This window comes from Dialister histaminiformans, from assembly GCF_900103425.1.
Lineage (GTDB): Bacteria > Bacillota > Negativicutes > Veillonellales > Dialisteraceae > Allisonella > Allisonella histaminiformans.
Map to the genome: position 1 here is coordinate 1 of NZ_FMXA01000019.1, position 11,603 is coordinate 11,603.

The 11,603-nt window shown below is 48.4% G+C and carries 12 protein-coding genes; 2 read left to right on the plus strand and 10 right to left on the minus strand.

Annotated elements, in window-relative coordinates; translation table 11 throughout:
* Positions 1–200: 200 nt before the first annotated feature.
* Entirely contained in the window at positions 201–740 is a 540-nt protein-coding gene (locus BLQ79_RS06645; protein ID WP_091365106.1) for a rubrerythrin family protein, read from the minus strand.
* Between the two features lie 291 nt (positions 741–1,031).
* On the opposite strand from BLQ79_RS06645, the gene BLQ79_RS06650 reads away from it, so the two are divergent.
* The gene (locus BLQ79_RS06650) at positions 1,032–2,087 is read left to right on the plus strand and encodes an NAD(P)H-dependent flavin oxidoreductase (protein WP_091365109.1); all 1,056 of its coding nucleotides are present in this window, start codon (positions 1,032–1,034) and stop codon (positions 2,085–2,087) included.
* 245 nt (positions 2,088–2,332) lie between these two features.
* Positions 2,333–3,001, plus strand: a complete 669-nt coding sequence (locus BLQ79_RS06655) for a hypothetical protein (RefSeq protein WP_091365112.1) — start codon at positions 2,333–2,335, stop codon at positions 2,999–3,001.
* A gap of 778 nt (positions 3,002–3,779) precedes the next feature.
* Here BLQ79_RS06655 and BLQ79_RS06660 read toward each other — a convergent pair.
* The 9 genes from BLQ79_RS06660 to BLQ79_RS06700 form a co-directional block, all read right to left on the minus strand.
* Complete coding sequence (locus tag BLQ79_RS06660; RefSeq protein ID WP_091365114.1) at positions 3,780–4,124, minus strand: hypothetical protein; 345 nt, start codon at positions 4,122–4,124, stop codon at positions 3,780–3,782.
* Positions 4,125–4,174: 50 nt separating this feature from the next.
* Positions 4,175–5,017: an ADP-ribosylglycohydrolase family protein gene (locus BLQ79_RS06665; RefSeq protein WP_091365115.1), complete on the minus strand. Its 843-nt coding sequence runs from the start codon at positions 5,015–5,017 to the stop codon at positions 4,175–4,177.
* A 389-nt stretch (positions 5,018–5,406) separates the two neighbouring features.
* Positions 5,407–5,958 carry an NAD(P)H-dependent oxidoreductase gene (locus BLQ79_RS06670; RefSeq protein WP_159427870.1) on the minus strand — a complete coding sequence of 184 codons (552 nt, stop codon included), beginning with the start codon at positions 5,956–5,958 and terminating at the stop codon, positions 5,407–5,409.
* A 46-nt stretch (positions 5,959–6,004) separates the two neighbouring features.
* Positions 6,005–6,607 carry a flavodoxin gene (locus BLQ79_RS06675; protein WP_091365119.1) on the minus strand — a complete coding sequence of 201 codons (603 nt, stop codon included), beginning with the start codon at positions 6,605–6,607 and terminating at the stop codon, positions 6,005–6,007.
* Between the two features lie 27 nt (positions 6,608–6,634).
* Positions 6,635–7,738, minus strand: coding sequence for an MBL fold metallo-hydrolase (locus BLQ79_RS06680; RefSeq protein WP_200779849.1), 1,104 nt, complete (start codon positions 7,736–7,738; stop codon positions 6,635–6,637).
* A 316-nt stretch (positions 7,739–8,054) separates the two neighbouring features.
* On the minus strand, positions 8,055–8,921 hold the full coding sequence (locus BLQ79_RS08305; protein ID WP_200779850.1) for a zinc-ribbon domain containing protein: 867 nt from the start codon (positions 8,919–8,921) through the stop codon (positions 8,055–8,057).
* Between the two features lie 28 nt (positions 8,922–8,949).
* Positions 8,950–10,227, minus strand: coding sequence for a sensor histidine kinase (locus BLQ79_RS06690; RefSeq protein WP_091365122.1), 1,278 nt, complete (start codon positions 10,225–10,227; stop codon positions 8,950–8,952).
* Positions 10,214–10,906 carry a response regulator transcription factor gene (locus BLQ79_RS06695; RefSeq protein ID WP_091365124.1) on the minus strand — a complete coding sequence of 231 codons (693 nt, stop codon included), beginning with the start codon at positions 10,904–10,906 and terminating at the stop codon, positions 10,214–10,216. Before BLQ79_RS06695 ends, BLQ79_RS06690 begins: the two co-directional genes overlap by 14 nt.
* A gap of 27 nt (positions 10,907–10,933) precedes the next feature.
* On the minus strand, positions 10,934–11,548 hold the full coding sequence (locus BLQ79_RS06700) for a GTP pyrophosphokinase (RefSeq protein ID WP_091365160.1): 615 nt from the start codon (positions 11,546–11,548) through the stop codon (positions 10,934–10,936).
* Between the last annotated feature and the right edge of the window lie 55 nt (positions 11,549–11,603).

Below are 11,603 nucleotides of genomic sequence, written 5' to 3' on the forward strand. Positions count from 1 at the left end.
AATCCCAACCGGCCTTGACGCAGCCAATGGGCTTTTATTTCTTTGATGTCAGTTAAATTCTAACGATTTTGATGCAGTGACAAGGAAGCCCCATGGTGGGCGGGTCGAACTGTATTTGCATACGTGAGAATCGCATAGCATGGTGCTGACGCAGCCAATGGGCCAAAATTGCTTATAAATCAGTCAAAATTGCTTAGAATTTAGAAGTTATCAGCATGAAGTTCAAAGAAACTTCTCGGATGCTTGCAAACCGGGCAAACAGTTGGCGCAGTGGTACCTACTACGATATGTCCGCAGTTGCGGCATTCCCAGATCTTGACTTCACTGCGTTCGAAAACCTGCTTGGTTTCTACATTGTGGAGCAGCTTTCTGTAACGTTCTTCGTGTCTCTTTTCAATGGCACCTACCTGACGGAAGCTTTCTGCCAGATCGTGGAAGCCTTCTTCGTCGGCTTCTTTAGCCATACGGTCATACATATCGGTCCATTCCATGTTTTCGCCTTCTGCGGCATGCTGAAGGTTTTCAGCGGTCTTGCCGCCAAGTCCCAGTTCGTTGAACCACATCTTGGCGTGGGCTCTTTCGTTGTTAGCGGTTTCTTCAAAAATCGCTGCAATCTGTTCAAAGCCCTGTTTTCTTGCTGTGGAAGCGAAGAATGTGTATTTATTTCTTGCCATGGATTCGCCTGCAAAGGCTTCCCACAAATTCTTTTCTGTCTTAGTTCCTGCATATTTGTTAGCCATAATATACTCTCCTTTGTTTTACCATATCTTCGGCATTATGTGCCGTTTTCATTATACTACGCCAGACAACCGGTGTGTATCCTGTGTTTTTCTCTAATTGAGAATAAAACAAAACGAAATTTATGTTATGTATAGATAAACACAATGTCTGAAGTTCATTATTGATTAAAAGGAATAACTGCTATTTCCCACCATTTCTTGATTTTTAAGCATATTCAGAGTATACTTCAGATATTAGCTATTTGAGAATTAAATCAAACATTTATCGCACGATGTTAGATTGGAGGGGTTATGGATTTTCCATCACTTCATATAGGAGAATTGTGTGCACGGGTCCCGATCATTCAGGGGGGCATGGGGATTGGTATCAGTCTGTCATCCCTGGCAGGGGCTGTGGCAAAGGCAGGAGGAATCGGTGTCATATCCGCAGCTCAGCCAGGCTATCAGGAAGAGGATTTCTTCAGAAATTCCTATGGTGCCAACGAACGGGCTCTGGCAAAACATCTGACCAGAGCTCGGGAAATCGCACCAGACGGCGTAATCGGTGTCAATGTCATGTGCCGTGGTCATCACTATGCCGAATATGTAAAGTGTGCAGTGAAGAATGGCGCTGACATCATTTTTTCCGGAGCCGGACTGCCTAAAACTCTGCCGTCACTGGTAGAAGGAACAAAGACAAAGATTGCCCCTATCATTTCTTCTGCCAAAGCGGCATCGGTACTGCTACACCTCTGGGAAAGGCACCATCACCGCACCGCGGATGCTGTCGTTATTGAAGGGCCTAAAGCGGGCGGACATCTGGGGTATACCCGGGAGGAAGTGGCCATGTGGGGTAATGGCGGCTATGAGGAACAGATTGGTGACATCCTGAAGGTCGTCCATTCCTATGAAGAAAAATTCAAGAAAAAAATTCCTGTAATTTTCGGAGGCGGTGTGTTCGATAAGGCAGACATCAGCCACTACCTTTCTCTGGGGCTTGCCGGCGTACAGATGGCCACCCGGTTCGTAGCCACAAAGGAATGCGATGCAGCAGATGCATTTAAGCAGATGTATGTAAATGCCCACAAGGAAGATATTACCCTGGTAAACAGCCCGGTTCATATGACTGGCCGCGCTATTCGCAATGCTTTCGTAACGAGAGCTGAAAAGGGTCGTATCCCGCCGGACCACTGTTTCAACTGTCTGAAGACATGCAATCCGGCTACCACTCCGTACTGCATCACCATGGCGCTGATCCGAGCCGTTAAAGGGGATGTAGATAATGCTCTGATTTTCTGTGGCGCCAACGCGTGGAAGATTAATGAAATCACTACGGTTCCTGCTTTAATTCATGAGCTGACAGAATAAACGACAGGCAAGAGAAGTGAGCAGGCGAAATGTGAAAAACCGGCAAACATAGAGTTATCAGAAAAATCAGACATTCAGCCTTCAGACTGCAATTCCGGGTTGTGAAAAACATTTTTTCACAACCTTTTTTCATGCCTTACGTTTTGATTTACCGTCTTTCTATATTGCCAATACTATAATGAAAAGAAGCAAACCCTGTTTATCGAACTATGCACAGTTCTTTACTTCTGAATTGAGATATCCCTATGATTTACTTACCAAGTGGCCAAAGAGAAAAAGGCCAGGATCTGATTGAATATGCCCTTCTTCTGGCACTGTTGGTGGCAGTGGGTGTATTGATTTATTCCCAGAGCGGACTCAAGGATTCTCTGCAAACCATTTTCCGCAATTCAGGGAATCTGATGGAAACCGCTGCCCAGGGCAGTTCAAACGGGGAAAATAATCAGGAACATCACACCATTCCGGAAATTGTCGGCCAGGCCATTGCGGACGGAACATTGACCCTGAACCGGGGGCAGTACCTCTTTTCCGGAACGGATGCCGGCAATCAGGCAGCCGGAAATCTGGGCATCCCTTTTGCCCCCGGCGATGCCTGGACCATAGGGCGGCAGGCCAGCAGCGACGGCACCACAGACTATTATGTGCTCATGCACTACTCGGCTGACCAGAGAGGCGATCTATCCAGTTACGCCACCGGCGGATCCGGTTGGAACTGGACGGTAAATGACCGAGGGTTCTACACCACACGCAAAGGCAGTCAGATTCAGGTGCCAGTGGACTATTATATCTATGATGCATCCACCGGAGCGCAGAACAATGGACTGCGACAGACTTACTTTACCGGAAATTCCGGTTCCGAAGGAAAGGCCACCCTGGTTCATCCATCCGGCTCTTCAGGGTATGGAATCAGATGAACGGACACTCAAGGTCGGTGGCTTAACATCAGAATGGCAGGCCGATCTACTTTAAATCTGGAGATTGGATATTGTGCACTATATTAGGATATGGTCTTCCAGAACGGGAAACGTTTTGCATGCTTTCCTGTGCTATACAGACAGGTTGGAGGTATGTGGTTGGAGAGTAGATAAGGAACGTTTTTATAAAAGGGCCATATGTAACATCCTTTTGCTTTCCCTTATTCCAACATACAAAGATGAGCCTTCGGCTCATGGTCGGTGCGAGCTAGAGGCTCGCAGGTCGGTACATCCTGAACGGATGTAGGTCGGTGCCTTAACTTCAATATGGCAGGTCGGTGTGCCTCCTGCAGAGGCACAGGGGGTGGATTCTGCGAATAGCCTCTTTTATAAAAAAGTGAGGAGCAACATATCCCATGGATTCACATACAGCATTCTACTTTCCACCATCCGCCAGCAAAGACCGGGCTGTCCATAGTATGGAAATCAAAGATTTCATAATTCTATGGACTTATCGACAGGACCTTGTCGTCATTCCCCCTCTCTCTCCAGAGAGGGAAACGTTTCGCAAACTTTCCTTTTGCCAGCTTTTGCATTCTTCACCGCTTTTGGATAGAGGTATAGTAAAACGACTTTCCATAAATAGGTTGGAAAGTCGTTTTACTATGCTTTTTAATTTTATCGGACATCTGATTTGCATGACAGCTCCAGGCCTGCCAGTTTTTTCAAATCCCTCCGCGCAATTTTCAAACCCGTCTTACTTTCTCATACCTGCTTTTCAGAATTCGGATTCGTGATCGAGGAGCCATCCGCCAGCGGTGCAGGCTGGGCAGATGCAGTATTTCACGCCTTTTTCCTTAGCTTCCTTTGCTGCAGCTGCCAGGTGGGCTGCTGTGTCTTTGCCCAGCACCTTTTCTCCTTCTTCTGATTCAAAGAACGGAATCACTTCATCGATGGAGTTTACGTCTGCCTTCAGTTCTTTTTTCAGTACATCTGCAGCCGCCTTTTCTTTTTCCGTCCCTACGGCTTTCAGATAGTCTCCGCAAATTGTTTTCAGTCCTTCATAGCAGGACGAAGCGTCCATAACTTCCTTTACTTTGTTCAGTACTTCTTCTTTTACCATGGGAATCATCCTTTCTGTAAAAACTATTCTTTCCATCTGTTTGGGCCAGGCTACCTCGCTGTAAGGCAATATTCAATGATATCCTTCTTACGAAGTGCATTCATCCAGGGCTCCGGTATTGACTCCATACCGTACGCTATGCCCGCCAGTCCTCCGGTTATGGCGCCAATGGTATCGGTATCCTCTCCCAGGTTGACTGCCTTAACGAGGGCATCCCGGAAATTATTGGTAGTAAGAAGGCACCAGACGGCCGCTTCCAGTGAATCCTTTACGTAACCGGTGCTCCGTATTTCACTGCGGCTGCATTGTCCTATATCCACCAGACCAGCAAATGTTTCCGATGCCAGACAGGCTGTCTCTATGGCCTCGGAAAGAGAAAATCCGTCCAGAATGAGCTGTGCTGCGTGAATGTATACCTGGCAGGCTTCCACTGATAGCGGATGCGCATGGGTGATACCGGATACCTGGGCAATCTGTTCATCACTCAGGTTCTGCACAAAGGCCAGTGGAAGTATGCGCATAAGCGATCCATTCCCATTGGACTGTTCATTGGTACACCCGCACCCATGGGTCAAGGCATGCACGGTGGTAAACCCCTGGTCAAAAGCTTCTCCGTCCTGAGTATACGCCCCATTGTCCATCCAATCCATAAATCGGGCACGCATATCCGGAATATCCACACCTTCACAGGTAAGAAGGCTGTCCACCGTGGCCAGGGTGAGACTGGTATCATCTGACCAGGTCCCGGCAGGCCATGGAAGTTTCTCGCTTTTTATCATCTCCGTCACTTCCGGATACGAGTCACGGGGCATAAACTGCACAGGAAGTCCCAGGGCATCCCCAATCGCGATGCCGTATACAGCAGACTGTAACCGGTTTACATGTCTCAGCATAAGTATCCCTCCTTATTGCACACACGTAAAACGTTGTCCTTGCCTCTATTATACGACAATATAGAGCCGGCAGCTCATGAACCATGTAACGAGTGAATCCTGAGAAGCCAGCCGGGGAAGAGCAGGTTAGAGAGTTGAAGCTTGAGATTCAAAGGAAAACTCGGCCCTTTTCCAGAAAACACCCCCTTATCCTTTCACCACCATACTCAGGAGATTCCTGCGAATTTCTGAGTATGGCGGAATTGTGGGAAAGAAAATACATTCTCTTCCTTCCAGATGAGGAAACCCATGACATGCTTTCCTGCTCTTAGCTTTCGCATGCCTGCCTTTTCTTCTGTAAGCTGATTTCTGATGCTGCGCCTCAGCTCGTGTTGTCCTCTTTTCTCTCCTTATTTCAGAAGGGATGCCAGTTTTTTCCCATGGGCCTGGCAGGCTTTGATTATGGGTTCCCTGTCTTCCGGCTTGCTTACCCCGGGAATATACATTACACCGCCTGTGTGCAGAACACCGCCAAATCGCATACCACAAAGTCTGGCCAGTTGTGCAGCCGGAAACATATAGCTGTCCATGGTATGGCCCTGTACTTTGCCTTCTGCATATGCATCATAAGGAGCGCCGGTGGTACAGGAGACAATCAGTGTTTTCCCCTTCAGCCGTGTCCCGGTACTGCCATAAGCAAATCCATGGGCAAATACATCATCAATATATTTCTTCAGCAGTGCCGGATAGGCATACCAGTAAACAGGGAACTGCAGGATAATAGTATCTGCTGCTGCAAGGGCCTCCTGCTCAGTTTTAATGTCAAACTTCCCGTCAGGATATAATTCAGCCACCTGGCGTATATCCAGATCCGGGACTGCGGCTTTCACTGTTTCCATAATAGTCTTATTTCCCAGTGACATATCCGGGTGCGGATGACCATAAATCATAAGTGCTTTCATAAAAACCTCCCTGGTATATAAATTAAATAAGATGCTTTTTCTGTTTTCAGAATGAAAGGGACTGGAGCCATTCACGAACTTCAGCCGCAGATGCCTTTCCTGAGAATCGTTCCCCATCCAGCCATTTGCCGTTTCCTCCAGCCAGAAAAGCCAGATTTTTCCCGCTGTCTCCTATATCCGCCATCGCCGAAGTAGCAAAAGGAACGACCGTCTTTCCTGAAAAGTCATGATCTTTTACAAAGGGCTCCACTGTCCAGGCCGCCTGCTGCCACCAGATAGGATAACCAATAAATACTATGTCATAATCCTTCCAGTTCGCTACATCACCGGTATACTCCACATGACGCAGCGAAGGATTCTCATGTTCTCTGGATACGCGGCTATCGTCATCATTATAATCCAGATCCTCTTCTGTATAAGGTTTTGTCAGCTCCAGGCGGAACTCATCCGCTCCCGTCTCTTTTGCAATTTTATCGGCAACTGCTTTTGTATTTCCCGTATCAGAGTAATACACAACCAAAACCTTTTTATCTGCAGGAATCACCGGAGTGTCCTGCGACACAGCCTTTGCACTCCCATTTCCACAGGCAGAAACAAGAACTCCAAGGGCTACAATAACTCCTGCTATTTCCCATTTGAATCGATTCATAGGCTATCTCCCCCCTTTTTATACTTGTTATTTCCGATTTACCCACCACTCCGGAAACCGCCCCGGCTTCTGCATGGATACCTTTTCTCCGATTTCCGGCGTCAGCAGATTCCAGGAGGCTCCCCGGTGTGCCTTTTCCAGACTCTGCATAGGCGCCTGCCAGGCATGACGGGCCAGTGCGAATTTGGAATTATGAACAGGTATCACATAGCGTGCCTGGAGATCCGTTGCCGCCTGCGCCGTTTCCTCTGGCAGCATATGGATATTATGCCACTGCGGGTCATACTGCCCGTTTTCCAGAAGAGCCAGATCAAACCCTCCAAACGCATCTCCGATATCCCGGAAATGCGGTCCATACCCACTGTCTCCACTGTAGTAGACCTTATGGGTCGGGGTAATGAATGCATAAGATGCCCATTCTGTAGGATTTCGTTCCAGAAGACGTCCGGAGAAATGCTGCGCCGTCAGTACGTGAATATGGAAATCCGGGGCAATTTCCACATCGCTGTCCCAGTCTTCCTCATAAAGTTGGGAAGGCCTGAATCCCCACTCTTCAAAGTATTCTCCCACGCCTAACGGGCAGACGATTTTCCCAATCTTGTCTTTAAGCGACATAATCGTAGGATAGTCCAGATGATCCCAATGGTCATGACTGATAACCAGAATATCCACCGGTGGAATATCGTCCGCCGTATACACATTGCTCCCCTTAAAGGCGCGATTGGCAAAAAAGATGGGGGACGCATAATCGCTGAACACCGGATCCACGAGTATTCGTTTCCCGTCCAACTGCATATAGAAGGAGGAATGCCCCATCCAGACTACAAAATCTTCGTTACGATCCTGCTTCCACAGATTGACTTTCGCACTGGGGACAGGTTCTTCCGGTACCGCACCCGGCCTCTCTTCCATGAAATAATCCATCAGTCCCCTTATCAAGCCCTTATCCGGCCCCGATATAACAGGCACAGGTTTCAGATTTTCAAAATGCCCGTTTATATAATGGGAAGATGCCTCCACCCTGGCCAGACGCTGAGGCCTGAAAGGACGCCCAAAGCGAGGTGAGTGCAAATACGCTGCCACTCCCACCGCTGCCAGACAAAGTATACCGACTCCAATCCACAACCTCATTTTGTATGTCATCCTCTCCCCCATGTCCACCAAGTGCCCCTGCGCATGCAGTTCGCGAGTATGGTCAGGCCCTGTAACTGCCACATATCAGTTGCCCTACCCCATATATCCTAGCAAGAACCTGCCAGGCCGTAAAATGCCTGTTAAATTCCCTTCAGCATACAGAATGAGCATGATAAAAATAAAAAGCCGCTGTGAATTTTTCGTTTCACAGCGACTTTTCTCTCTTCAGGAAACACGGAGATTCCCACTGGCAAACACAGTCAACATCATGGATAAAATTACCAGCCGGTTACCTGATAGAGCCGGCCCTTCTTTATCTCCTTCTTTTATGCCGGCAGTCTTTGCATCGTTTGGGCAGTTCATACCCCTTATCCTGATAGAATTCAGCTTCTCCCTGGGTAATGGGGAAGGTGCAGCCGCAATCCTGACAGGTTCGATACTGAAATACCTTTTTACGGAATCGGTAGCAGTCATCACAGTAGGCGAATGGTTCTGCTTTTTCTACGTACTTCAGATAATTGGTATACAGCATATCCTTTCCGCAGCGTTTGCAGTGATGGATAGTCCCTTTTTTCAGGCACTCCGGGCACAGGTGTGCCTTCATTCGATACGCCGGCCAGGATTTGCCACAAAGGCGGCAGGTTTCTGCTTCCCGGTCATCTTTCTTTTTTCCGAAAAAACTGCAGACTCCCTGCCAGAGTCTGGTAAGAAATGGTTCTTTCCTTTCCGGTTTGGCTTTAAGCAATATGCCCCCTTCGGAAAGGCGCGCCGCTATGGCGTGACGATTCTTCAGGCGATGAATCTTTGCTGCCAGCTCCCTGTCCTGGGTTATCAACAGCATAGGCTGCTTCCGGGAGGCACATGCCAGGATTTTAGTGAAATCCGCATCCGCATAGTTCGATTCTGCAACGCCGGCCAACATGGCCAGATTTTCTTTTTCCAGCACCTGCAAAAGGTAAAGCACATTTTCTGCCTTTCGGGCCAGTGCCTTATCCTTGCGGTTATCCCGATGACGCATGAGTTCATTTAACACCGAAGGGATGATGATGATTTTCTGTCCGCTTTTACGAAGGGTAGGAATCCACTGGTTCCAGAAGGCCTCCGAATACTCTGACAGCAGACTGCAGGTGTCTATGAAAATGCAGGTGCGCTTCACATAGAGTACCGCATCCTGCAGCATTTCTTCTTTCTCTATGGTTTTCCCCTCCTTACAGTGATGAAATGACCATGACGAATGTAATGCGGCCATCTTTCCAGGATACACGGATTTTCCCTTTCAGCATGCCCAGAATTTCCTGGGCCATGGAAAGGCCGATACCATAGCCGGCTTTTGCACTGTTATGCGACTCATCGCTCCGGTAGAATCTTTCAAAGAAACGGGTATAATCCTCGTGTTCCCCCGCCGCATAGTCATTGCTGATAGCCAGTGCCACGGTGCCGTCTTTCTTTCCTTTCCGCAGCGCAAGGCGCACGGTACCGCCTTCATCACAGTATTTCACCGCATTGTCCAGGAAGATATTGAGCAATTCGAGGAAACATTTTTCATCTGTCTGAATCCTTATATCCTTTTCCACGTCCGCTTCCACCTTCTTATGCTGCTCTTCCGCCAGCAGGCGGAACGAACCGACAGTATTGGATGCCACCTCGGATATGTTGACCAGAGCTTTCTGCATCTGGAACTGGGAGCCTTCCCCCATCTTGGACAGAAGAATGAGATGGTTAATCAGATTAGACAGGCGATGTACCTGTTTCAGTATGCCACGGGTCCACTCATTTTCTCCATTCACCATTTCCAGTGCTTCCGCATTGACGGAAATGATGGCAATCGGGGTCTTCAGTTCATGACTTGCATTGGTGATAAACCGCTTCTGATTCTCAAAATTATGGATAAACGGCTGAATCGCCCGGTTGGACAGGGAGGCAAAGATAATAATGAAAAGGACTATGCAAACCAGACCAAAGCGGAAAGAGAAGTTCATAAAGGAACGAACGGCCATGAATTCCCGGCTGGCGTCCACTACTACTACCATCTTGTCCTGGCTAGCATCGGTTCTCACAACAAACCCGTAATCTGAACCATCCTTTTCAAAAAAACCGGCATCCTGCCGGCTGGCCAGAATCTGGAGTGCCTGCTTTACCGCCTCAGTTTCCGTATAGGCGGCAATCTGCTCTGCGTGAATGTCTGTTACCTTGTTTTCCCGGTCAAAAATGACACTGAAATACCGGGTAGAGTAATACGACTCCCGTGACTCATCATTCCAGTCGGAATCAATAAACCAGGTAGTGGCCGCTGCCGGATAGTGCCCTTCCCTCATGGGCATAACCCCGCCGTTATCCGCAATCCGGTTCATGGTCTTGAAGCAGCTTTCCTGCATGGACCGGGCACTCATCCAGTTGATAGACAGAAGAGCCACAGACACGATAATGAAAATAGAGACAGCGGCCAGAAAAATGAACCGGTGACGTAATCGTTTAATGAGATCCATAGGTATTCACTCCGCTCTGTATAAGCCGATACGGACCTCCACGCTGCCCCTCCACCGTGAGGTCAGACTGCACGGATGCCAGTTTTCTCTTCAGATAGTTCACATAGAGCCATACCTCATCCTGGTCTTCTGCCTCCCCTTCTTCTCCCAGGTGACGGAATACAGAATTTTCATCCAGGGACTTGCCTGCATTGTTCATAAAGTAGCGGAGCAATCTGGCTTCTTTAGGACTGAGGCTGATGGTGTTCCCTGCTACAACTTCTGCCGACTCCACATCCAGCGTGGTATTTCCCAGGGTAATTTTTCCCGGATTAAAGGCTCCCTGCCGGCGTGTCTGACTCCTTACCCGGGCCATGAGTTCCTTCACGGAAAACGGCTTGGCCAGATAATCGTCAGCCCCGGTATCCAGGCCTTGAATGCGGTCTTCCACTTCCGCCTTTGCTGTAAGCATAATGACCGGTGTCGTATCGCCTGAGGCACGGATTTCCGCCAGTGCGGTGAGGCCATCTTTCACAGGCATCATGACATCCATAATCATACAGTCGTAGCTATTGGCTTCTGCCAGATTCACTGCTTCCTGTCCGTTGGCCGCCACATCGATATCATATCCTTCATGCTTAAAAATGGCCGCCAGAACACGGGACATATCCTGTTCATCTTCTGCGAGTAAAATGCGCATAAATTCCCCCTTCACAAATGCCCTCTTTCAGGCTTCCTTAATCATCATCCGTATAGTCTGCATGGACACATCGCAGGCTGCCAGTTCGTCCGCACAGCGCTTCAGTTCCCGGCTGATAAGATCTTTATTCTTGATTTCGTGCTTGTACTGCATCTGATGTTCCAGACTGGCCCAGGAATCCATGGCAATGGTCCGAAGCTGGACTTCTGCGTAATAATGTCCCGGCGTATTTCCCAGTGCATCGGTGGTCTCATCCTCGATTTCAAGGATGAGATGGTAACTGCGGTAACCGCTCGGCTTGGCGCTGGTAATAAAATCCTTTTCCTTCGCTACCCGGACGCCGGGTATATTCCGGATGACATCTACCAGGTCATACACATCATCAAGAAAACAGCATACAATACGGATGCCTATGGCATCATGAATGGTGCAGAGTGCAGACTCCGGCGTTTCCGGAATCTCTTTTCTCCGGCATTTGTCGCGCATGCTTTCTTCTCCCTTAATCCGATAATTGATATGTTCAAATGCGGACTCTCCGGTAGAAGCTTTCTTTTCAGCATTCTTGTTTTCCAGATAATCCACTAGCCGGTGCATAATCTTTTCCAGCACAGGCTTCCAGGATGCATATATTGATTCGCTCATAATGACTCCTCTGGCAGGTTTATTTACATATGCCGTCATAGACTGGCATCACATT

Bases quoted from the DNA above. Each gene is read 5' to 3' on its own strand.
- BLQ79_RS08305 (WP_200779850.1), bottom strand. From the start codon at position 8,921: ATGCTGCAGGATGCGGTACTCTATGTGAAGCGCACCTGCATTTTCATA.
- BLQ79_RS06645 (WP_091365106.1), bottom strand. From the start codon at position 740: ATGGCTAACAAATATGCAGGAACTAAGACAGAAAAGAATTTGTGGGAA.
- BLQ79_RS06675 (WP_091365119.1), bottom strand. From the start codon at position 6,607: ATGAATCGATTCAAATGGGAAATAGCAGGAGTTATTGTAGCCCTTGGA.
- BLQ79_RS06695 (WP_091365124.1), bottom strand. From the start codon at position 10,906: ATGCGCATTTTACTCGCAGAAGATGAACAGGATATGTCCCGTGTTCTG.
- BLQ79_RS06680 (WP_200779849.1), bottom strand. From the start codon at position 7,738: ATGAGGTTGTGGATTGGAGTCGGTATACTTTGTCTGGCAGCGGTGGGA.
- BLQ79_RS06655 (WP_091365112.1), top strand. From the start codon at position 2,333: ATGATTTACTTACCAAGTGGCCAAAGAGAAAAAGGCCAGGATCTGATT.
- BLQ79_RS06660 (WP_091365114.1), bottom strand. From the start codon at position 4,124: ATGGTAAAAGAAGAAGTACTGAACAAAGTAAAGGAAGTTATGGACGCT.
- BLQ79_RS06700 (WP_091365160.1), bottom strand. From the start codon at position 11,548: ATGAGCGAATCAATATATGCATCCTGGAAGCCTGTGCTGGAAAAGATT.
- BLQ79_RS06670 (WP_159427870.1), bottom strand. From the start codon at position 5,958: ATGAAAGCACTTATGATTTATGGTCATCCGCACCCGGATATGTCACTG.
- BLQ79_RS06690 (WP_091365122.1), bottom strand. From the start codon at position 10,227: ATGGATCTCATTAAACGATTACGTCACCGGTTCATTTTTCTGGCCGCT.
- BLQ79_RS06650 (WP_091365109.1), top strand. From the start codon at position 1,032: ATGGATTTTCCATCACTTCATATAGGAGAATTGTGTGCACGGGTCCCG.
- BLQ79_RS06665 (WP_091365115.1), bottom strand. From the start codon at position 5,017: ATGCTGAGACATGTAAACCGGTTACAGTCTGCTGTATACGGCATCGCG.